Genomic DNA, 19,695 nt, shown 5'->3' with positions numbered 1-19,695 from the left:
GCGATGAGCGCAGCCCAGGAACTCCCGGAGTCCCCGAGCACGGAAAGCCCCGCGACCCCGGCCGACATCCGTCGCTGGCGCCAGTACCTCGCCGACGAACGCGCGGAGGCCGCGGTGTACCGCGACCTGGCCTCCCGACGGGTCGGTGAGGAGCGCGAGATTCTGCTTGCCCTCGCCGAGGCGGAAGCCCGCCACGAGGCGCATTGGCGTGACCTGCTGGGCGATCAGGCCGGACCGCCGAAGCGCGGTGCGGTGCGCACCCGGTTCCTCGGTTTCCTCGCGAGGCGCTTCGGTTCCGTCTTCGTGCTCGCGCTCGCCCAGCGGGCGGAAGCACGCTCGCCATACGACTCCGACGTCGACGCGACGAAGACGATGGCGGCCGACGAACGCATCCACGAGGAGGTCGTCCGCGGGCTCGCCGCTCGGGGGCGCCAGCGTCTCGCCGGATCCTTCCGCGCCGCAGTGTTCGGTATCAACGACGGCCTCGTCTCCAACCTCGCCCTCGTGCTCGGCATCGGAGCGACCGGCGTCCCGGCCGCGACCATCCTGTTCACGGGCATTGCCGGCCTGCTCGCCGGCGCCCTGTCGATGGGTGCGGGGGAGTACGTCTCGGTGCGGTCGCAGCGGGAGCTGCTCGAGGCATCCACTCCCCAGGCGACGGCACGCACGGTGCTCTCGCACCTCGACCTCGCCGCCAACGAGCTCACGCTCGTCTACCGGGCGCAGGGGATGGCGGCCGAGGAGGCCGAAGCGCACGCCCACGAAGTGCTGCGCACGCTGACCATGGCGACCGGACCGGTTTCGGTTGCCGCCCCCGTCCCCGGCTCCGATTCTCCCCACGGGGCGCTCGACCCCGCGACCGATGAGCACGAGGCGATCGGAACCGGCTGGGGCGCCGCCACCTCGAGCTTCTGCTTCTTCGCTTCCGGGGCCATCCTTCCCGTTCTTCCGTACCTGTTCGGCCTCGAGGGCCTCACGGCGATCGTGGTCGCGTCCGTGCTCGTCGGACTCGCCCTCCTCGCGACAGGTGCGATCGTCGGCCTGCTCTCCGGCGGTCCGCCGCTCCGTCGTGCGCTCCGCCAGCTGCTGATCGGCTTCGCGGCCGCCGGCGTCACCTACGTGCTCGGCCTGCTCTTCGGCACCTCGCTCGGGTAGATAGCCCGTCGCGGCCCACCCGCTTCCCGAGTTTGCTGAGCAACCGCAGTCGGGAGCGCGGGTGGGCGCTCAAGCGAACCGGATGAGGCGACACCGGAGTGCCTTACAGATTTGATTCGTCAGCGCCGGGGGCGCCGGATCTCTGACTGGAACCACAGATGTTCCATTGGGGAGAAGCCAGGTGGCCAGGCAGACCGGTTCACAATGTCGGCTGGAGAAATCGGATGCAGCGAGACGGGAGCGTTCTGCGCCCGAGGTCTGTTGAGGCACAGGCTAGGGGGTAGACCGTGACAGGTACTCCTGACTCGTCCGGATTAGGTTGTCGAGCACCGAGCGTGCCTTTTCGAGTCGTGCCATGGCCTCATCGAGGCGTACCCCCTCAGCAATCATGATTTCCGTCGAGCGGTGCGCCACCTCGACTGTTGGCGCGTTAACCATGCACGGCACCATATCCACAATGACCCGGCTTGAGAGCCCTGCCGCGAAGAACGTCTGGATGATGTCGACCCGATTGGCCTGCTGCCCGTCATAGTGGCGCTGGCCCTTCTCTGACCGGGTGCTCGTGATCAGGCCCTGCTCTTCGTAGTACCGCAACGAACGACGGCTGACGCCGGTCAGAGACGACAACTCGCCGATTCGCATTAGTCCTACCCATTCGTTGGCCGCAATCATTTGACCCTCACATTGATGTGAGCGTTTAGTGTAACTGAGAAGACGAGGGGACGCGGTGGCTGCTGTGTTTCCTCAAACTCCTCGAAAGGAACCATTGTGATCAAGCTCGCATTCATGATCAGACGCGTCGAAGGGATGAGCGCCGAGGAGTTCGTCGACTATCACCGGAACCACCACGCCCCTCTCTTCGCCTCAATCCCCGAGTTCGCGCACTACGTGAGGAAGTACACGGTGTCGCACCCCATTGCTGCAGCGGGGTATCCAGCCCCGGCATACGACGGGCTCACTGAGATCTGGTTCGACGACTGGGCCGACCATGACGCGTTCTTTTCCTCGGACAACTACACGACGCTCGTTCAGCCGGACGAAGCCAACCTCGTCGCCAAGGGTTCGACAGGAGTCATGGTCACTCACGAGACGCTGGTCATCTGACCGAAAGCGAATCTGGGACCAAGCTCGTTCGACAAGCAAGCCTGCCTCACTTCAAATGAGCCGCGTGAAGAAGAATCACCCGTTTTCAGGTGCGAAACTCGAGACGAGAAGCCAAAAAGTAGCTGAGCTAACCTCGCATTCGTGTTCGATTTGGGGTAGAATCGGGGTATGACAGGAGCTTCGGATCCACAGTCACACACCCCGCAGACACCCGGTTCCGGGGCCGCGGGAGACCAGGCCGGCACGGCGGGCCTCGCATCCACCGAGTCGTCGGCTGAGTCGTCGGCTGAGTCGTCGGTCGGGTCCTCAGACGGGCAGGTGGAGTCGGCCCATCCGGTCGCGATTGCCGAGGGCTTCGAGGGAGCGGAGGGGCTGGCCGGGGCGGTTGCGTCGGTGCATGCGGATGCTGTCGCCCGGCTCGCTGCAGCGCGTTCGGTTTTGGTGGAGGCGTTGGCGGCGATCCCGGTCGGGTTGCTCAGTGATGCGGAAGCGGTCACGGCGCTGAAGGAAGTCGAGGCGATCGGCCGGACGGTGGATGCGGCCCGGGTCAATACGGCGACGGATGTGGACCGGCGGGCCCGAGTGCTCGGCCGGGACGGGCTGGCCTGGAAGATGGGCTGCCGGGGCCCCTGGGACGTCCTGACCCGGGTGACCCGGGTCTCGGCCCGGGAAGTGAAACGGCGCACGAAACTCGGCGACGCGGTGTTGCCCCGCCGGGCGGGCCTGACGGTGTTGCCGCCGCTGTTCCCGGTCGTGGGGGCCGCGCTCACCGCGGGGGATATCGGTGTGGAGGCGGCGGAGTTGATCACGACGGGGCTCGGGTTGGTCAGTCACCGTGCGGTCCCGGCGGAGGTGGAGGTCGCCGAGCGGGCCCTCGTCGCCACGGCGGCCGGATGGATCACCCCGGAGACGGAGATCCTCGCTGGCGCCGGGGTCCCCGCGGCCGCGGACTTGATCCGCGGCATGGTGCTCCAGTGGCAGGCCGTCCTCGACCCCGACGGGGTCCTGCCGCAGGAGGACCTGTTCGAGGCGAAGTCGAACATCGGCTTCGGACAACTCAAGAACGGGTTGTATCCGGTGAAGGGCGGGGTGACGCCGGAACTGTTCGGGATGATGAACACCCTCTTCGACGCGTTCCTCAGCTTCCATGCCCGGCCCGCGTTCCCCACCGAGGAGGAACAGGCGCTGATGGATTCGGGTCAGATGATCCCCGGTGCCGAGACCGCAGGCGCCGGAGCAGGCACGGGCCCGGAGCTTGATGTGATCGAAGCCGAGCTTCGGGAACGCCGCCAGGACACCCGCACCAGCGGGGAGAAACGCGCGGACATCCTCCGCGCCCTGTTCGAACACGCCGCCCGCGACCAGGACACGCCCAGCATGGGCGGTTCCGCTCCCACGGTGATGGTGCACGTCAACGCCGTCGACCTCGCCAGCGGCGTCGGGGTGGGGTGGATTGACGGGGTCGAAGCGCCCGTGTCGCTCAAGACCGTGCACCAGCGGATCTGTGACGGTGGCTTCCAAGGGGTGTTGTTCGGCGAGAACAACCAGGTGCTCAAGCTCGGCCCGGAACGACGGTACTTCAACCGGGCGCAACGCCGGGCGATCACCGCCCGGGACGGCGGGTGCATCATCCCGGGTTGTAAAGCCCCGGCGCACTGGGCGGAAGTGCACCATGTGAAGCCCTGGGCGAAAGACGGGCCCACGAATGTCGACAACGGGGTCCTCCTGTGTTGGTTCCACCACCACACGATCGATACGTCGGGGTGGGAGATCCGCATGGTGAAGGGATCACCTCAGGTACGGGCCCCGGGGTTGATCGATCCGCAACGGTTGTGGCGGCCACCGAACCGGCACCGCGCCCATCAGGTCCTGACCGGACCACCCAACCGCGACTGACCAGGCGGCTGTCCAGTACTCGACTTAGCTCGGTTACTGGACCTTGAGACTGGACTGTGTGACTGACTCACTGAGTCAGCGCGCGTCGCGGCCGGTGAGCGCGAGCAGGCGGGTCTGCAGCGGTGCATCGTCCGGGAGCGGGACCGGGGGAGCGAAGAGGCCGCTCGCCTCGAGGGCATCCTTCTGCGGCTCGAAGACCGTCCACACCGCAGCGACGAGTTCGTCGTCGAGGGTGTCGTCGGCGGAGACGGCCCGGGCGAGATCCCAGGTGTGGATCGTGACCTCCGCGACCTGCTCCCGCAGGTATTCCTCTGCGGAAACGGTCTCGGATGCCAGCCGGACGGGGGCATCCGCCGGTGCTTCCGACCAGGCGGCAGTGGCGAGGGCGGAGTACGTGTCCCACTCCGCCTGCAGGTCGGAGCCGAGCGGTGCACGGGTGAGCTTCGCCTCGATGGCCGAGCGTCCGGCGAGCAAGCGCGGCACCGTCTGCTGACCTCGGACGACGTGTCGGACGAGATCGCGGACCGTCCACTCGGAGTCCGGGGTCGGCGCGTCCCAGCTGGTGACCTGGGCGAGCCGTGCGCTGAACTCCTGATGTGCCTGCTGCTGCAGGGCGAGCCAGTTCGATTCCATGAGGGCTCCTTTCGTTGCACGATGCAACCCGTGCGGCCGCCGGTGCATTCCGCCTCGCACGCTACCCGCTGAACGGGTCTGCTCGCACGGTCGGCGGTGTGGGTTAGTGTCGCAGGGTGAGCAGGCAGGACGGAAGCGACCGCACGGTCTCGGCGGCAAGCGTCGACGACTCCTCGGCGACCCTGCTCCACATCGACATGGACGCGTTCTTCGCCTCCGTCGAGCTGCTCGACCATCCGGAACTCGTCGACAAACCCGTCATCGTCGGCCACCGCTCCGGCCGCTCCGTCGTGACCGCCGCCAACTACATCGCCCGACGCTACGGCGTGAACTCGGCCATGCCGATGGCGCTGGCCCTGCGGCGCTGCCCGGCGGCGGTCGTCCTCGAACCGCATATGAGCCGGTACCGGGATTTCTCTGAGCAGGTGATGGGCATCTTCACGGACATGACCCCGCTCGTCGAGCCGCTCAGCATCGACGAAGCGTTCCTCGACGTCGCCGGCGCCCGCCGCCTGCACGGCTCGCCCGCCGTGATCGCAGCGCTGATCCGCGAACGGGTCCAGAACGAGACCGGGCTCACCTGCTCCGTCGGCGCGGCGTCGACGAAGTTCGTCGCCAAGATGGCGTCGAGCAGGGCGAAACCCAACGGCCTGCTCGTGGTTCCCGCCGAGGACACCCTCGCGTTCCTGCATCCGCTGCCCGTCGGCTCGCTGTGGGGCGTCGGCGCCATGACCGAGAAGTCGCTCCTCGCGCTCGGCCTGCGCACGATCGGCGATCTCGCCGCCACACCGCTGCCGGTCCTGCAGAAGAAGATCGGCGAGGCCGCGGGCCGCAAGCTGCACGAGCTCGCGTGGGGGAGGGACCCGCGCGGAGTGAGCCTCGAACGCGAGGAGAAGAGCGTCGGCCACGAGATCACCTTCGAACACGACGTCACGGATGTCGCCCGGTTGCGCAGCGAACTTCTCCGCCAGTCCGACGCGGTGGCGGTTTCCCTCCGCCGCGCCGGGCTCGTCGGCCGCTGCGTGGTGCTGAAACTCCGGTACACCGACTTCAGCACGGTGACCCGCTCGCGCACTCTCGCCGAGGCGACCAACGTGGGCCGGCGCATCTACGAGGAGGCCGCGGCGAGCTTCGACGTGCTCGCGGCCCGCGGCATCCGCGTGCGGTTGATCGGGGTGCGGGTGGAGCAACTCGGCGACGGCGACGGGGCCGGCCTCGGCCTCTGGGACCCCGACGATGACTGGCGCGGTGCCGAACTCGCGGTGGACACGGTCAGTGCCCGCTTCGGCCGAGGTGCGGTGCGCCCTGCCTCGCTGCTCGGGCCGAGCCAGGCCCGCCCGGTCGGCCTCGACGCCACCAAGCCGAACCCCCGGGCGGGCGAACACGGAGACGACAATCCCTGATGCCGGGCGTGGCGGAGCACGACGGGGTATCTTGAGAATATGACTAGCCTCCCCGAAAAGCTCGCAGAAATCTCTCGCTCCGCCGGTGTGCGGTCGGCATACGGTGACCCCGTCCTCGTCGACGGGATCACGATCGTTCCCGTCGCGCTCGTGTACTACGGCTTCGGCGGCGGCGAAGGCGAATCCGCAGAGGGTGCCGGCTCTGGCGGCTTCGGCGGCCCCGGACACGGCGCCGGTGGCGGCGGTGGCGGGGTGTCCATCCCCGTGGGCGCCTACGTGAAGGCCGAGGGCACCGTGCGCTTCGAGCCCAACGTCATCTCCCTGCTCGCCGTCGGAATCCCCTTCGTCTGGGTTGTCGGCAAGACCCTCAGCCACGTCATCCGGGCGCTCAAGAAGTAGCCCTAGCTGAACGCGTCGGGGATCCCGTCGTTGTCCGCGTCCGCCTTCTCCTTGAGGTCGATTTCCCGGTAGTGCCGGTTGCGGCTGCGCAGCACGACGGCGGCGAGCAGGGCCGCGAGCAGTGAAGCCGTGAGGATGGCCACCTTGGCGTGGTCGTCCTCCACTGTGCCGTGCCCGAAGCCGAGCTCACTGATCAGTAACGACACCGTGAAGCCCACGCCGGCGAGCGTGGCCACGCCGATCACGTCGACCCAGGCCAGGTCGGGGTCGAGTGATGCCTTCGTCGTGCGGGTGACGAGCCATGTCGAGCAGAGGATGCCGACCGGCTTGCCGAGCACGAGCGCAACGATGATCCCGATCGCGACGGGGTCGCTCAAGGCGGCCGCGAGACCGGCGGGCCCGCCGATCGCGACCCCGGCGGAGAAGAAGGCGAAGACCGGAACGGCGAATCCCGCGGACAACGGCCGGATCCGGTGCTCGAGGGTCTGGGCGAGCCCGGCTCCCGCGTCCGGCCCGCCACCACGACGGCTGCGGAGCACGGGCACCGCGAAACCGAGCAGCACACCGGCGACGGTGGCGTGGATGCCGGACGCATGGACCAGGACCCAGGTCACCACGCCGAGCGGCACGAGCACGAGCCACGCCAGCCACGGTTGCGTCCCGAAGTGGTACGAGTATCGGTGCGCGAGGAATGCGAAGAGGGCGAGCGGCACCGCGGCCGCCGCGAGCAGGAGCGGCTGCAGGTCGCTCGTGTAGAAGAACGCGATGATCGTGATCGCCAGCAGGTCGTCGACGACCGCGAGGGTCAGCAGGAACACCCGGAGGGCGCTCGGCAGGTGCGAGCCGATCACGGCGAGCACGGCGACGGCGAAGGCGATGTCCGTCGCCGTCGGCACCGCCCAGCCCCGCAAGGCCTCCGCGCCGCCGCCGAGGTTCACGAGCGTGAAGAAGAGCGCGGGGGTCAGCACGCCACCGACCGCCGCCGCAACGGGAACGACCGCGCGGTCCAGGGTGCGGAGGTCACCGGCGACGAATTCGCGTTTGAGCTCGAGGCCGGCAAGGAAGAAGAAGATGGCGAGGAGGCCGTCGGCCGCCCATGCCCCGACGCTGAGCTGGAGGTGCCAGGGCTCATAGCCGAACTCGAAGTCCCGCACGGCGAAATAGAGGCCCGAGGCCGGCGAATTCGCGAGGATCAACGCGATGACCGTCGCAATGAGCAGGAGCGCCCCGCCGACCGTTTCGCGGCGGAGGATCTGACTGATCCGCACGTATTCCGGATAGCTACTGCGCCGGAAGACAGCGCCGATTCCCCGGGGAGTGCGCGGAGCCGGGGAGGCTCCTGACGGGTTCATGGGTGGGTTCATGGGTGGATCCTCTGGTTTCGGGCTCGATGAGCGGACGCCGACCAGACTTCCCGGCACACCTGCTTTCACTGTACACGGGCCCCTGTACACGGTCCCCTCGCCGCGTCCCAGCCTGCTGCGGGAACCCGGTCCGGTCTATACTCGGTATCGAACACGGGAGTCCGGTCAACCGGGCTGAGAGGAAGCTTCCTAAGCTTCGACCGTCGAACCTGATCTGGATCATGCCAGCGCAGGGAGGCAGAAACACTCATACCCGTGCCCTCAATTGCCATTGAAAGGGCGCGACACCATGCATTCACCACTCACCACACCCGCAGCCCGGGTCCGCAACTACCGCTGGCGGGTCGTCGACATCGTCGTCGCCAGCGTGATCGGCGTCGCGAGCGGCGTCATCTTCTGGGCCTGGGGCCTGGCCTGGACGCCGCTGAGCGCCGTCCTGGCCTTCACACCGGGCCTCGAGGGCCTGCTCGCCGGCGGCTGGCTCTTCGCAGCCGTGCTCGGCGGGCTCGTCGTGCGGAAGCCCGGCGCCGCCGTCTACACCGAGGTCGTCGCCGCCGTCGTCTCGATGCTGATCGGCACTCAGTGGGGCTTCTCGACCCTGATCTGGGGTGTCGTCGAGGGCCTCGGCGCGGAGATCGTCTTCGCCCTGTTCCTCTATTCGAGCTGGAAGCTCGGCACCGCGCTCCTCGCCGGCGCCGGGGCAGGCGTCGCGGTCGGAATCCTCGACGTCCTGAACAGCTACGCCGCCGTCGACGATGCGATCAAGGTGACCTACTTCGTCTCCGCCGTGGTCTCTGGCGTTTTGCTCGGTGGGCTGGTCTCCTGGCTCGTCCTGCGCGGCCTCGTTCGCTCGGGAGCCCTGAGTCGCTTCGCCGCCGGCCGCGACTCTGCCGGCCGGGCGACTCAGCGCGCGACCGTGTAGCGTATGCCCCTGGACCCCGATTCCGTCCGCCCGGTCGCGGGTGCGCACGTGCGCGCCCGCGGCTGGGGCTGGCGGCACGCCGGACGGCGCGCACCGGCGGTCTCCGGACTCGACCTCGACATCCGCCCCGGCGAACGGGTGCTGCTGCTCGGCGCGAGCGGCGCGGGCAAGAGCACCCTCGTGCACGCCCTCGCCGGGGTGCTCGGCTCGGAGGACGAGGGCGACGAGACCGGCGAGCTGCTCGTCGACGGGCGGAGACCGGCGGATGCCCGCGGCCGGGTCGGACTCGTGCTGCAGGACCCGGATTCCCAGGTCGTGCTCGCGCGGGTCGGCGACGATGTCGCCTTCGGCTGCGAGAATCTCGCCGTGCCGCGGGACGAGATCTGGCGCAGGGTCGGTGTCGCCCTCGAGGCGGTCGGCCTGAGGGTCCCGCTCGACCACCCCACCGCCGCCCTCAGCGGAGGCCAGAAGCAACGCCTCGCCCTCGCCGGCGTCCTCGCGATGCGGCCGGGCCTGCTCCTGCTCGACGAGCCGACCGCGAACCTCGACCCCGATGGTGTGATGGAGGTGCGAGACGCCGTGGGCCGCACCCTCGACGCCTCGGGGGCGACCCTGATCGTGATCGAACACCGGGTCGCGGTGTGGCAGGACCTCGTCGACCGGGTCATCGTGCTCGATGCCGCCGGGGGAATCCTCGCCGACGGGCCGACCGGCACCGTGCTGCAATCCGAGGGCGAACGGCTCGCGGCTGCCGGTGTCTGGGTGCCGCACCTCCCGCCGCGGTTGCCCGGCAGGCTGCCCGGTCGGCTGCCGAACCGGCTGTCTGCTGACCTCGGCCTGCAGGCCGGGGGAGCCCACGCTCCCGAACTCCTGCTGTCCGCGACCGGGCTCGCTGTCGGGCGAGTGCCGTTCGCGCGCCGCACCGCCCAGGTCGTCGCCGACGGGATCGACCTCGGCATCGGGGCGGGCACGGCGACCGCGATCACCGGACCGAACGGCGCGGGCAAATCGACCCTCGCGCTCACCCTCGCCGGGCTGCTCGCTCCGGCGGGCGGCCGTCTCGCGGCGGGTCCCGGCCTCGCGGGCGGTCTCGGTGCCGAACCGGTGCGCTGGCGCTCCCGCGCCCTGCTCACCCGCATCGGCACGGTCTTCCAGGACCCCGAGCACCAGTTCCTCACCGGCTCCGTGCGTGCCGAACTCACCGTCGGACCGCACGCCCTCGGCCTCGCTCCCGCGGAACAGGCGCGCCGCGTCGACGAGCTCCTCGAGAGGCTCCGGCTCGACCATCTCGCCGAGGCAAACCCCTTCACCCTCTCCGGCGGAGAGAAACGCCGGCTCTCGGTCGCGACGGTGCTCGCGAGTCGCCCGCGGGTGCTCGTCCTCGACGAACCCACCTTCGGCCAGGACTCCCGCACCTGGCGGGAACTCGTCTCCCTCCTCGTCGACGTGCAGAGCGCGGGCACCGCACTCGTCTGCGTGACCCATGACCAGCTCCTCGTCGACACGATCGCCGACTCCGAATACCGGCTCGCGGCCGGCCACGCCGGGTCCACGGCCGGGGTACGCCGATGAGCCTGCTGACGCCGAGCATCCGCCCGAGCGCGGTCGCCCGGCTCAACCCGATCTCCAAGCTCGGTGCCGCGATCGTCGTGAGCCTCGCGTTGCTGCTCTCGATCGACTGGGTCTCCGCGATGGTCGCCCTGGCCCTCGAGGGCGTCTTGCTGTTCTGGTGTGGGCTGAGCGCACGGCAATTCTGGCTGCGCACGTCGACGCTGTGGATCGCCTCGCCCTTCGCCGGCCTGACCACGGTGCTCTACGGCCGCGACTCGGGGGCCGTGCTCCTGACCGTCGGTTTCGTGACGGTGACGGATGGCTCCGTGCAGCTCGGTCTGGCCATTGCGCTCCGCGTGCTCGCGATCGGGCTGCCGGGGATCGTGCTCCTGGCCACGACGGATCCCACCGACCTCGCCGACGGGCTCGCCCAGGTGCTGCGGCTTCCTGCCCGGTTCGTGCTCGGCGGACTCGCCGGCCTCCGCCTCGTCGGCATGTTCATCGAAGACTGGCGCTTCCTCGGCCTCGCGCGGCGTGCGCGGGGAGTCGGTGACGGTGGCGGACCGATCGGGGCGCTCCGCCGCTTCTTCGGGCCGGCCTTCGCTCTCCTGGTCATCTCGGTGCGCCGCGGGAGCAAGCTCGCAACGGCCATGGAAGCCAGGGGTTTCGGGACCGCGCCGCGCACCTGGGCCCGCGAATCGGTGATCGGTGCCGGGGACGCGGTGCTGCTGGGGCTCGGCATCGGCATCGCCGGAATCGCGATCGTGGTCGCGATCTGGGCGGGGACGTGGCACTTTGTCCTCTCCTGACCAGGTGCTGCTCGCCCCGGTGCTGGCTGCGATCGCGGCGCACACCGCAGCGCACACCGGGGTGGATGCCCGGAATCCGTCTCCGCCCGTCGTCATCCTGATCGACGGGCCGAGTGGGGCGGGCAAGAGCACCCTCGCCGACCGCATCCTCGCCGCCTGGCCTGCGACAGAGGGCCGGACGAATGGGCTGCCCACGCTCATCCGTCTCGACGACATCTACCCCGGCTGGAACGGACTCGCCTCCGCGAGCGCAGACGTGACCGAACACGTGCTGCGTCCGTTCCGGGCGGGCCTGTCCGGCGCGTGGCGCCGCTACGACTGGACCACGGACGCGCCCGCGGAATGGCACCCGGTCGATCCGGAGCGCCCGCTGCTCGTGGAGGGCTGCGGCACCCTCGCCGCGGCCAACGCCGGGCTGAGCGACGTGCGGATCTGGCTCACGGCCGACGACCAGGAGCGCAAGCAGCGGGCGCTCGCGCGGGACGGCGAGGCATTCCGGTCGCACTGGGACCAGTGGCAGGCGGAATGGCAGGGATTCCTCGTGCGGGAGGAACCCGCACGCTGGGCGACGCTCGAACTCGACGGAACCCCGGCATCCGCGTAGATCAGGGAAATCGGACTACCGTGGAGGTATGACTAGTCCAGCTCCCGAAGAAGTGTTCTACACCGCCGAATTCATCGACGGCCCCCTCGAAGGGCAGGTCGATTCCCGGGTTCTCGTGCGCGGCGCTCACGACAGCCGGATCAGCATGGTCTCGCTCGTCGAGGGCATCGAGACCCTGTTCTGGTACGACGAGGTCGATGAACGCGACGTGCAGGGCCGGATCCACGTGCGCTACCGCTTCGACGCGACGGACAGCGACCCGTACGTTCCGGAAGAGCAGCCGGAGTAATCGCCTACTGCTCCAGAAGCGCCGAGATCATCGGCACCGGGTTGAGCAGCCGCCAGCCGGGTCCGGGTGCGCTGATCGTCGCATCGAGCACGAGGGGTGAGGTCACGGCCTCCCCGCTCGCATCCACGGTGACCCGGCCGATCGTCGTGCCGGAGCGGCCGGTCGAGAACGCGTCCAGGTCGAGCGTCGCTGCTCCCACCGGGGTCGCCTGCCAGCCGAACCGGGTCTTACCCGTCTTCACGACGCCAGTGGACGTCGCGTCCCAGGGAGCGTCGAACCGCACGTATGCCGCGCCCTCCGCGAGGATCGGAAGGTCGGTGACGCCTGCCTTCGCACTGGCCATCAGGGCCTTCAGATCGCTCGTCAGCGTGTCGTAGTCCGGCTCGCCGATCAGGGCGCCGGCGAAGGTGAAGGCGGCCGGCGCGGTTCCGACGGTTGCGGTGAACAGGAAACAGACGCCGCCGGCATCCGTGTAGCTCCGGGAGAGGCCGGTGATGCCCTCCTCGGGCAGGTAGGCGGTCGTGTTGTCGACTCCGCGCTGGCCGACCAGTGCGGATGCCGGGCTCGCCAGGATCTGGCTGATCACCGGGTTGGTCGCGGCGAGGCCCGCGAGCCGCGCGAGGTCCGTTCCGGTTCCGGCGCTCGCATCCGCGAGGCCCGTGGCATCGGCGACGTGGATGCCGGCCAGGCCCTCCTTCGCGAGCCAGGCGTTGGCGGCGCTCACGTACGCGTCGACGGAGCCGAAGGCCCACCGGGCGAGGGTGTCCGCGTGGTTGTTGCTCGAGCCGAGGATCATCGCCTGCAGGAGTTCCTGCTGCGTCCAGGTCTCGCCCGGGAAGACGATGACCGTGCGCGCGCCGTTGGCCACGTAGTCGAGGTAGCCCTGATAGTCGGCCGGTGTGATCGGCACCCCGGGCCCCGCTGCTCCGGCGTCGAGCGGCTTGGCCGAGAGCACGACGAGGGCTGCGACGACCTTCGCCGCCGCGGCCATCGGCAGCGGCGTCGTGCTGCCCGCTGCGGCGATCGGGGTGCTCGCGACCGTCATCGCGGTCGTCGTGGCGCCGGCGGCCGGCGGCACCAGGCTCACGACCGCGCTCGTGCCCGCTGCGGGGAGGACCGGGGGAGTGGCCGGTGCCGCGGCAGCAGGCGCCGACACCACGGTCGCCTTGACCATCGGGAGCGGCCCGAGGAGCGTCGCCGGCCCGTAGACGCCGATGACCAGGATCGCAAGGGCACCAACCGTGATGCCCAGGGCGCGGCCGGGCCGGAATCTACTCATGAGTCGAGGCTAACAAGTGCCGGTCATCCCCAGCCGAGCTCGTGCAGCCTGTCGTCATCGATCCCATAGAAATGTCCGATTTCGTGCACGAGAGTGATGTGCACCTGGTCGCGGAGTTCGTCGAGGGAATCGACGATCGCGAGCAGGGCCTCCCGGTACAGGATGATCCGGTCCGGCATCTCCCCGAAGCCGTACTGGTCGCGCTGCGTCAGTGCGACGCCGTCATAGAGGCCGAGCGTGTCCAGAGAACCGTCCTCGGGACGATCCTCGACCACGAAGATGACGTTCTCGAGGCCGTCGACCATGTCGTCCGGCAGGAGGTCGAGTTCGTCGACGACGATCTTCTCGAATTCCGCGTGACTGAAATCATCGGGGCTGAGCTGCGGCATCCGTTCAGCATGTCATAGGAAGACACTGCCGAACGGATGCCGGCTCTACTTGGGGTGACTGACGGGGCTTGAACCCGCGACCTTCCGGACCACAACCGGACGCTCTACCAACTGAGCTACAACCACCATGTGCTGCGCTTTTCCCGAAGGAGCAGCGGCAACTCAAGAATTCTATTACACGTTTGGGGTGAATGCTGACACGGCTTCGGCCGCGCTCGCTTTTGCCTCGTCGCTCGTGGGCCCGGGGTCGGTCACGAACACGGTCTTGCGGTAGTACGCGAGTTCGCGAATCGACTCAAGGATGTCGGCGAGGGCGCGGTGGCCGCCGTCCTTGACGGGGGCGTTGAAGTACACCCGCGGGTACCAGCGACGGGCCAGTTCCTTGATGGAGGAGACGTCGACGTTACGGTAGTGCAGCTGGTTGTCGAGGCGCGGCATGTACTTCGCGAGGAAGGAGCGGTCCGTTCCGATCGAGTTTCCGGCGAGGGGCGCCTTCTGCTCCGCGGGAATGAACTTGAGCACGTACTCGAGGACCTCGAATTCGGCTTCTGCGGCGCTGACCCCGTTCGGGATCTCCTCGATGAGGCCGGAGGTCGTGTGCATGTTGCGCACGAAGTCGTTCATGTTCGCGAGCGCGGAGGCGTTCGGCTTGATGATGATGTCGAGGCCCGGGTCGATCACGTTGAGGTCGTAGTCGGTGATGACCACGGCGATCTCCACCAGTTCATCGTTTTCCAGGTCTAACCCGGTCATCTCACAATCGATCCAGACCAACCGGTCACTGCTTTTTGTCATGCTCCGAGTCTAGCGGCGGGGTCCGACGTGGCCCTCGGTGCCGAGAGTCCGCGTCGGACGGGATCCTGGGCTCTCCGGGTCTGCGGTATCGTTGAAGCGCTGTGCGCCCCCGTAGCTCAGTGGATAGAGCAGCGGCCTTCTAATCCGCTTGTCGTTGGTTCGATTCCAACCGGGGGCACCGTGCCACACATGCCGCGACACCCGTTCAGCGGATGCGCAGCAGGCTGCCGACGCCCAGCGGGTAGTCTCCCGGCCGGGGACCCGTTGCCTCGACCAGGATCGGACCCGGTGACGCCCCGCGGTCCGTGGTGGGAAACCAGGGACGGCCGGGTGAGACGAGGATCAGCAGGCCGTCGGTGTCTCCGACCGGGGCGAAACTGCGGCCGGGCTCACCGATGTACGGCCGGACATCCGCTTCGCGGTTCAGGAGAGCGGCCGTCGCGAGGACGTCGCTCGTCGCGACTCCGACCTCGCTGATGCAGAGGAGGTCGGCGCTCGTGAATGCGCCCGGCGTGTTGTTGTCGAGGTCGCGACGGATGATGAACTCGAGGACCGAACCGTCCGGCCCGGTGAAGTACAGCGAGCGGGCGTTCCAGGCTGCGAACTCGAATTCGTCGGCGTCGGCAGTGCCGATGAGGGCGGATCGGGGCTCGAGCCACTCGCGGGCCGCCGTGAACTTGTTGGAGGGGATCGTGATGGCCAGGTGGTGCCGGCCGACGGCGTTCTCGTCCTCCGTGAACTCGAGCAGGGTCGTCCCGATGCGTACCTCGACCGTGTCCGGTCTCCGGAGCCCTGTCCGGTCGAGGTTGAGGAGGAGGACGTTCTCGAAGAATTGCGCGGCCTCGCTCACGTTCCCCGCGCGCACGGACACCTTCGTGATCTGCATGCCCCCAGTCAAGGCCTTCGGGCACTGAATTCACAGGCCACCGGAGCAATGCACAGTGTTTGCGGGGATGGCCGGGCCGGCCGTTTTGATAGATTCGAGGTATGGGAGAACTTCAGGCGCGCATCATCGCCGAACTGCATGTGTCACCGACCATTGATCCGGCTGCCGAGATCCGCCGACGGGTGGACTTCCTCAAGGAGTACCTGGTGGGCTCGGGTGCGAAGGGGCTGATCCTCGGGATCAGCGGCGGGCAGGACTCGTCCCTTGCGGGCCGCCTCGCGCAGCTCGCCATCGAGGAACTCGATGACGCCGGCCAGGAGTTCGAGTTCGTCGCCGTGCGGCTGCCGTACGCCGTGCAGCACGATGACGCCGACGGCGAGCTCGCGCTCGACTTCATCCAGCCGCACACCGCACTCACCTTCAACGTGCAGCGCGCCGTCGACGGGATCGCCGCCGAATACGAGGACAGCACCGGGGAGGTGCTGCCCGACTTCGACAAGGGCAACACGAAGGCCAGGGAGCGCATGGTCGCGCAGTACGCGATCGCCGGGGCGCGTGGCCTCCTCGTGATCGGCACCGACCACGCTGCAGAGGCGGTCACGGGCTTCTTCACCAAGTACGGTGACGGCGGCGCCGACGTGCTGCCGCTCACCGGCCTGACCAAGCGCCAGGGCAAGGCCCTCCTCATCGAACTCGGTGCGCCGAAGCACCTCTACCTCAAGGCTCCGACGGCCGACCTGCTCGACGGCAACCCCGGCCAGACCGACGAGGACAACCTCGGCCTGCGCTACGAGCAGATCGACGACTACCTCGAGGGCCTTCCCGTCGACGAGGAGGTCGCGGCGGCGATCGAGGCACGGTTCCTCAACACCGAGCACAAGCGTCAGGTCCCGGCGTCCCTCTTCGACGAGTGGTGGCGCTGAGCCGCTAAACACGAATCGCCCGGAGCCAGAATGCTCCGGGCGATTTGTCGTGCGCGAACTACGGGTGGTTGATCGGTGCCGGTCGTACCTCGAGGGCCTGGACGTCGTCGAGGAGGCGCTGGGTTTCCGTCGACGGCGTGGACTGGCTGGCCGCGTGCACACTCGGTGAGGGCGTGGCGGGGACCGGCGCTGCCGGCAGCGCCTCGTTGAACTGGTCGTGGTGCTGCTGGGCCGCCCACGCGTCCTGCTGGGCGAGCAGGCTCGATTCTGAGGTGGAATTCTGCGTCTTCCACCGGTCGAGGTCGCTCTGGAACACCTTGCGGGTGCGGCGGGGCTTGTCCTGCCACTCGATCAGTCGATCACGGAATTCCAGCAGGGCGGGCTCCAGCTGGTAGCCGAAGGTCGCCGAGGTGCGCTTGAGCTCGTTGAGCTGGTGTGACGCCCAGTTGGCCGCGACGCCGGAGCCGCGAATCGGAAGCAGGCGCACCTGGATGTCGGCCTGGCCGACGGCGCGGTCCGCCATCACCTGTTCCTGCGGGGTGAGGGAGTTCCAGACGGATGCCTCTGTCGCGGCATCGATAAGGGCGCCGATGGCAGCGGCCTTGAGCTCACGGTCGTGCTGGACGAGGAGCTGCTTGATGGCACCGCGCCCGATCAGGGCGGTGAGAACGCCGGCGATCAGGATCGCGACAATGAACACCACGGCTGTGTTCACCACGGTCTGGTTGCTGGCTGCCGTGAGCCAGGATACAAAACTATTCCACCACGTCATGTGCGGCACTTTATCGCGAGCGCGGCGGGTTGGACGGCTTTGCGGACGGCGTGCCTCAATGTGGCGGATATCTCACTGGTGTACGCCACTGCGGCCACCGGAGTCATCGGAAGCAGTCCGCGGCATCCGCCAGCTGCCAGAAGGTGCCCAGATCGAGGGTGCGGGTAGCCGGGAGCAACCGCCGGGCAGCGAAGGACTCTCCGCGGTCGTCGAGCTTGCGTTCGATGTGGCCGAGGACGGCACCCGAACGGCCCGTGACGCGCCAGAGCCCGTCCTTCACGGGAACCAGGGCGAGGCCGCGAACGGACGCGATGTCGCGGAGAGGGGCTCGCACAGGGGCTCGCAACGGGGCCAGGAACGGGGTGTCGGTCATGGGGTCCTCCGGTGCCGGGTGGCGGGGTCTCGAGTGGCTGGTGCTGTGCTCAGCACGCTACGGGGGACCTCCGACAGTGGACCGGCCGCCGGTCGCCCGGCGGGGCCAATGCCGTCCGGGAGCTACGGAAGCTGGATGGCGCCGGTGACTCCGGGGCCGGCCAGGTCCAGGTCCACGGGCCGATTGGCCCGTGCCGTCTGGGCCACGATGATCCCGGCGAGGACGAGCACGGCGCCGATCGCCTGGACGCCGTCGAGGGTCTCGCCGAGCCACAGGAACGCGAAGGCGAACGCGAAGATGACCTCAGACGCCGACACGATTCCCGCGGCGGTCGCGGTCAGACGGGCGAGGGCCATATACGAGAGCAGGTACGGGGCGAAGGAGCCGAGCACCCCGTTCCAGAGCAGCAGCGTCCAGAGCGGGGCCGCCACGGTCTCGAGGTGGCCGTGCAGGTGCACCGACTGCGTGAGGAGTGCAGGGTCGATCTGCCACCATCCGCTGAACAACAACCAGAAGGCGCTCGCGAACAGCATCGACCAGAAGGCGACGGCGAGCGGTGACGAGGACGCCACCTGGCGCTCACCGACCAGGAAATAGACCGCGAGGCAGATGGCCGCAGCGACGCCGGCGAGTACTCCGAGCGTCGAGAGCGGGCTCGCCCAGATCTGGGCGACGACGGCCATGCCGACGAGGACGCACCCGATCGCCCACCAGATCCGCGGTTTGACGCGTTCCCTGAACACGAAGCGCGCCACGAGGGCGATCAGGAGCACGCCGGAATACTCGAGCATGAGCGCGATGCCGACAGGAAGCAGGCTGATCGCGACGGCGTAGAACCACTGGATCAGCGCGACCCCGGCGACGCCGAGAAGCGCCATCACGGCGAGCTGGCGCCGGTCGATGCGGAAGGCCCTCCGGTTCGTGACGAGCAGGACGGTGCCCGCGAGCACCATGATCACCGTGACCCTGACGAAGGTCAGCTGCGCGGGGGACAGCCCCGCCTCAACAATGACCTTCGTCGTCGAGCCGTTGAGCCCGAAGAGCAGGGACGCGAGGAGCGCGTACAGATACCCCAATCAGGAGTCCCGGCCGGTGCCGTGCACCGCGAACGGCTCGATGTCCGTGATTTCGGCCTCGGTCAGTGCCGGCGCGTCGAGGGCGGCGACGGTCTGCTCGAGCTGGTGCACGCTGCTCGCGCCGACGAGCACGCTCGTCACCTGGGGCTGGCGCAGGATCCAGGTCACCGCGAGCTGGGCGAGGGTCTGGCCCCGGCCGAGCGCGATCTCGTTGAGGGCACGGGCTCGTTCGAAGTAGCTGTCCGTGAGGGCGTTCTCCGAGAGGAAACGGCTCGTCGCGGCGCGCGACCCGGCCGGGACGCTGCCGCCGAGGTACCGGTCGGTGAGGAGTCCCTGCGCGAGTGGGGAGAAGACGATGCTGCCGATGCCGAGTTCGTCGAGCACGGGGAACAGGCCGTCCTCGATGTGCCGGTCGAACATCGAGTACCGCGGCTGGTGGATGAGCAGCGGGATCTTGTGTTCGGCGAGCGCCGCGGCGGCGGCCCTGGTCTCCTCCGGCGAATAGTTGGACACGCCGACGTAGAGGGCCTTGCCCTGCTGGACGGCGGTCGCGAGGGCGCCCATCGTCTCCTCGATCGGCGTTTCCGGGTCCGGGCGGTGCGAGTAGAAGATGTCCACGTAGTCGAGGCCGAGGCGTCCGAGGCTCTGGTCGAGGGAGGACAGCAGGTACTTGCGCGAGCCGAAGTCGCCGTATGGGCCGGCCCACATGTCGTACCCGGCCTTGCTCGACACGATGATCTCGTCGCGGTATGCCGTGAAGTCCTCCGCGAAGATCCGGCCGAAGTTGGTTTCCGCAGCACCGTACGGCGGGCCGTAGTTGTTGGCGAGGTCGAAGTGCGTGACGCCGAGGTCGAAGGCCCTGCGGAGTATGGCCCTCTGGGTGTCGATGGGGCGTTCGTGTCCGAAATTGTGCCAGAGGCCGAGCGAGAGCGCCGGGAGCTTGAGCCCGCTCCGTCCGGTCCTGCGATAGGTCATGTCCGAATAGCGGTTCTCAGCGGCGACAAAGCTCATGGGATCACTTTAGGGCCGCAGGGGAGGGTTCCCTCCTCACCAGGCAGCCGTTCTGCGGCGTT

General features: G+C 68.6%; 22 protein-coding genes, 2 tRNA genes and 1 riboswitch. Of the genes, 12 read left to right on the top strand and 12 right to left on the bottom strand.

Annotated elements, in window-relative coordinates:
- Positions 1–3 precede the first annotated feature (3 nt).
- Positions 4–1,155 (top strand): VIT1/CCC1 transporter family protein, encoded by a 1,152-nt coding sequence (locus tag E3O44_RS02795; RefSeq protein ID WP_134532267.1) that lies wholly within the window; start codon positions 4–6, stop codon positions 1,153–1,155.
- 273 nt (positions 1,156–1,428) lie between these two features.
- Here E3O44_RS02795 and E3O44_RS02790 read toward each other — a convergent pair whose 3' ends face one another.
- On the bottom strand, positions 1,429–1,827 hold the full coding sequence (locus E3O44_RS02790) for a MerR family transcriptional regulator (protein WP_198415859.1): 399 nt from the start codon (positions 1,825–1,827) through the stop codon (positions 1,429–1,431).
- A 96-nt stretch (positions 1,828–1,923) separates the two neighbouring features.
- Between E3O44_RS02790 and E3O44_RS02785 the strand changes: the two genes are divergently transcribed.
- The gene (locus E3O44_RS02785; RefSeq protein WP_134532265.1) at positions 1,924–2,259 is read left to right on the top strand and encodes an EthD domain-containing protein; all 336 of its coding nucleotides are present in this window, start codon (positions 1,924–1,926) and stop codon (positions 2,257–2,259) included.
- A 168-nt stretch (positions 2,260–2,427) separates the two neighbouring features.
- Positions 2,428–4,155, top strand: a complete 1,728-nt coding sequence (locus E3O44_RS02780; RefSeq protein WP_134532263.1) for an HNH endonuclease signature motif containing protein — start codon at positions 2,428–2,430, stop codon at positions 4,153–4,155.
- A 75-nt stretch (positions 4,156–4,230) separates the two neighbouring features.
- On the opposite strand, the gene E3O44_RS02775 is transcribed toward E3O44_RS02780, so the two are convergent.
- The gene (locus tag E3O44_RS02775; protein WP_134532261.1) at positions 4,231–4,788 is read right to left on the bottom strand and encodes a TIGR03086 family metal-binding protein; all 558 of its coding nucleotides are present in this window, start codon (positions 4,786–4,788) and stop codon (positions 4,231–4,233) included.
- A 116-nt stretch (positions 4,789–4,904) separates the two neighbouring features.
- On the opposite strand from E3O44_RS02775, the gene E3O44_RS02770 reads away from it, so the two are divergent.
- Complete coding sequence (locus tag E3O44_RS02770) at positions 4,905–6,191, top strand: DNA polymerase IV (protein WP_134532259.1); 1,287 nt, start codon at positions 4,905–4,907, stop codon at positions 6,189–6,191.
- Positions 6,192–6,230: 39 nt separating this feature from the next.
- Positions 6,231–6,590, top strand: coding sequence for a hypothetical protein (locus E3O44_RS02765; RefSeq protein ID WP_134532257.1), 360 nt, complete (start codon positions 6,231–6,233; stop codon positions 6,588–6,590).
- Between the two features lie 2 nt (positions 6,591–6,592).
- Here E3O44_RS02765 and nhaA read toward each other — a convergent pair whose 3' ends face one another.
- Positions 6,593–7,954: a Na+/H+ antiporter NhaA gene (nhaA, locus tag E3O44_RS02760; RefSeq protein ID WP_241975977.1), complete on the bottom strand. Its 1,362-nt coding sequence runs from the start codon at positions 7,952–7,954 to the stop codon at positions 6,593–6,595.
- 143 nt (positions 7,955–8,097) lie between these two features.
- Positions 8,098–8,207, top strand: a riboswitch (TPP riboswitch).
- A 36-nt stretch (positions 8,208–8,243) separates the two neighbouring features.
- On the opposite strand from nhaA, the gene E3O44_RS02755 reads away from it, so the two are divergent.
- Genes E3O44_RS02755 through E3O44_RS02735 form a run of 5 tightly spaced genes read left to right on the top strand, consistent with a single transcriptional unit; the run spans position 8,244 to position 12,129 of the window.
- Positions 8,244–8,876 carry an ECF transporter S component gene (locus E3O44_RS02755; RefSeq protein WP_134532255.1) on the top strand — a complete coding sequence of 211 codons (633 nt, stop codon included), beginning with the start codon at positions 8,244–8,246 and terminating at the stop codon, positions 8,874–8,876.
- A 3-nt stretch (positions 8,877–8,879) separates the two neighbouring features.
- Positions 8,880–10,448: an ABC transporter ATP-binding protein gene (locus E3O44_RS02750; protein WP_134532253.1), complete on the top strand. Its 1,569-nt coding sequence runs from the start codon at positions 8,880–8,882 to the stop codon at positions 10,446–10,448.
- A complete protein-coding gene (locus E3O44_RS02745; RefSeq protein ID WP_134532251.1) occupies positions 10,445–11,236 on the top strand; it encodes an energy-coupling factor transporter transmembrane component T family protein in 792 nt (263 codons plus the stop codon). Before E3O44_RS02750 ends, E3O44_RS02745 begins: the two co-directional genes overlap by 4 nt.
- Entirely contained in the window at positions 11,223–11,840 is a 618-nt protein-coding gene (locus E3O44_RS02740; protein WP_241975976.1) for a nucleoside/nucleotide kinase family protein, read from the top strand. The genes E3O44_RS02745 and E3O44_RS02740 overlap by 14 nt, the downstream gene beginning before the upstream one ends.
- 28 nt (positions 11,841–11,868) lie before the next feature.
- Positions 11,869–12,129 (top strand): hypothetical protein, encoded by a 261-nt coding sequence (locus E3O44_RS02735; protein ID WP_134532249.1) that lies wholly within the window; start codon positions 11,869–11,871, stop codon positions 12,127–12,129.
- Between the two features lie 4 nt (positions 12,130–12,133).
- Here the strand turns inward: E3O44_RS02735 and E3O44_RS02730 are convergent, their stop codons facing one another.
- The 4 genes from E3O44_RS02730 to orn form a co-directional block, all read right to left on the bottom strand.
- Complete coding sequence (locus tag E3O44_RS02730; protein WP_134532247.1) at positions 12,134–13,408, bottom strand: D-alanyl-D-alanine carboxypeptidase family protein; 1,275 nt, start codon at positions 13,406–13,408, stop codon at positions 12,134–12,136.
- A gap of 23 nt (positions 13,409–13,431) precedes the next feature.
- Positions 13,432–13,797: a metallopeptidase family protein gene (locus E3O44_RS02725; protein ID WP_134532245.1), complete on the bottom strand. Its 366-nt coding sequence runs from the start codon at positions 13,795–13,797 to the stop codon at positions 13,432–13,434.
- Between the two features lie 50 nt (positions 13,798–13,847).
- A tRNA-His gene (locus tag E3O44_RS02720) sits at positions 13,848–13,923 on the bottom strand.
- A gap of 48 nt (positions 13,924–13,971) precedes the next feature.
- A complete protein-coding gene (gene orn / locus E3O44_RS02715) occupies positions 13,972–14,592 on the bottom strand; it encodes an oligoribonuclease (protein ID WP_134532243.1) in 621 nt (206 codons plus the stop codon).
- 105 nt (positions 14,593–14,697) lie between these two features.
- Between orn and E3O44_RS02710 the strand changes: the two genes are divergently transcribed.
- Positions 14,698–14,770: transfer RNA gene (locus tag E3O44_RS02710), tRNA-Arg, on the top strand.
- Positions 14,771–14,797: 27 nt separating this feature from the next.
- Here the strand turns inward: E3O44_RS02710 and E3O44_RS02705 are convergent.
- Entirely contained in the window at positions 14,798–15,478 is a 681-nt protein-coding gene (locus E3O44_RS02705; RefSeq protein WP_134532241.1) for a VOC family protein, read from the bottom strand.
- Between the two features lie 101 nt (positions 15,479–15,579).
- Between E3O44_RS02705 and nadE the strand changes: the two genes are divergently transcribed.
- Positions 15,580–16,401, top strand: coding sequence for an ammonia-dependent NAD(+) synthetase (gene nadE, locus E3O44_RS02700; protein ID WP_134532239.1), 822 nt, complete (start codon positions 15,580–15,582; stop codon positions 16,399–16,401).
- Between the two features lie 58 nt (positions 16,402–16,459).
- Here the strand turns inward: nadE and E3O44_RS02695 are convergent, their stop codons facing one another.
- From E3O44_RS02695 to E3O44_RS02680, 4 genes are all read right to left on the bottom strand, one after another.
- Positions 16,460–17,173 (bottom strand): hypothetical protein, encoded by a 714-nt coding sequence (locus tag E3O44_RS02695; protein ID WP_134532237.1) that lies wholly within the window; start codon positions 17,171–17,173, stop codon positions 16,460–16,462.
- A gap of 103 nt (positions 17,174–17,276) precedes the next feature.
- The gene (locus E3O44_RS02690) at positions 17,277–17,546 is read right to left on the bottom strand and encodes a hypothetical protein (protein WP_241975975.1); all 270 of its coding nucleotides are present in this window, start codon (positions 17,544–17,546) and stop codon (positions 17,277–17,279) included.
- A gap of 122 nt (positions 17,547–17,668) precedes the next feature.
- Entirely contained in the window at positions 17,669–18,622 is a 954-nt protein-coding gene (locus E3O44_RS02685) for a DMT family transporter (protein WP_134532235.1), read from the bottom strand.
- Entirely contained in the window at positions 18,623–19,633 is a 1,011-nt protein-coding gene (locus E3O44_RS02680) for an aldo/keto reductase (RefSeq protein WP_134532233.1), read from the bottom strand.
- Between the last annotated feature and the right edge of the window lie 62 nt (positions 19,634–19,695).

The organism is Cryobacterium algoricola, assembly GCF_004402485.1.
In the GTDB taxonomy this organism is placed as follows: Bacteria; Actinomycetota; Actinomycetes; order Actinomycetales; family Microbacteriaceae; genus Cryobacterium; species Cryobacterium algoricola.
Note: the sequence above shows the minus strand (reverse complement) of the source record. Positions and strands in the feature narration are given on the sequence as shown.

Excerpts from the sequence above, each read along its gene's own strand:
- E3O44_RS02795 (WP_134532267.1), top strand. The coding sequence starts at position 4 with ATGAGCGCAGCCCAGGAACTCCCGGAGTCCCCGAGCACGGAAAGCCCC.
- E3O44_RS02790 (WP_198415859.1), bottom strand. The coding sequence starts at position 1,827 with ATGATTGCGGCCAACGAATGGGTAGGACTAATGCGAATCGGCGAGTTG.
- E3O44_RS02780 (WP_134532263.1), top strand. The coding sequence starts at position 2,428 with ATGACAGGAGCTTCGGATCCACAGTCACACACCCCGCAGACACCCGGT.
- E3O44_RS02775 (WP_134532261.1), bottom strand. The coding sequence starts at position 4,788 with ATGGAATCGAACTGGCTCGCCCTGCAGCAGCAGGCACATCAGGAGTTC.
- E3O44_RS02765 (WP_134532257.1), top strand. The coding sequence starts at position 6,231 with ATGACTAGCCTCCCCGAAAAGCTCGCAGAAATCTCTCGCTCCGCCGGT.
- nhaA (WP_241975977.1), bottom strand. The coding sequence starts at position 7,954 with ATGAACCCACCCATGAACCCGTCAGGAGCCTCCCCGGCTCCGCGCACT.
- E3O44_RS02755 (WP_134532255.1), top strand. The coding sequence starts at position 8,244 with ATGCATTCACCACTCACCACACCCGCAGCCCGGGTCCGCAACTACCGC.
- E3O44_RS02750 (WP_134532253.1), top strand. The coding sequence starts at position 8,880 with ATGCCCCTGGACCCCGATTCCGTCCGCCCGGTCGCGGGTGCGCACGTG.
- E3O44_RS02745 (WP_134532251.1), top strand. The coding sequence starts at position 10,445 with ATGAGCCTGCTGACGCCGAGCATCCGCCCGAGCGCGGTCGCCCGGCTC.
- E3O44_RS02735 (WP_134532249.1), top strand. The coding sequence starts at position 11,869 with ATGACTAGTCCAGCTCCCGAAGAAGTGTTCTACACCGCCGAATTCATC.
- E3O44_RS02730 (WP_134532247.1), bottom strand. The coding sequence starts at position 13,408 with ATGAGTAGATTCCGGCCCGGCCGCGCCCTGGGCATCACGGTTGGTGCC.
- E3O44_RS02725 (WP_134532245.1), bottom strand. The coding sequence starts at position 13,797 with ATGCCGCAGCTCAGCCCCGATGATTTCAGTCACGCGGAATTCGAGAAG.
- orn (WP_134532243.1), bottom strand. The coding sequence starts at position 14,592 with ATGACAAAAAGCAGTGACCGGTTGGTCTGGATCGATTGTGAGATGACC.
- E3O44_RS02705 (WP_134532241.1), bottom strand. The coding sequence starts at position 15,478 with ATGCAGATCACGAAGGTGTCCGTGCGCGCGGGGAACGTGAGCGAGGCC.
- nadE (WP_134532239.1), top strand. The coding sequence starts at position 15,580 with ATGGGAGAACTTCAGGCGCGCATCATCGCCGAACTGCATGTGTCACCG.
- E3O44_RS02695 (WP_134532237.1), bottom strand. The coding sequence starts at position 17,173 with ATGACGTGGTGGAATAGTTTTGTATCCTGGCTCACGGCAGCCAGCAAC.
- E3O44_RS02690 (WP_241975975.1), bottom strand. The coding sequence starts at position 17,546 with ATGACCGACACCCCGTTCCTGGCCCCGTTGCGAGCCCCTGTGCGAGCC.
- E3O44_RS02680 (WP_134532233.1), bottom strand. The coding sequence starts at position 19,633 with ATGAGCTTTGTCGCCGCTGAGAACCGCTATTCGGACATGACCTATCGC.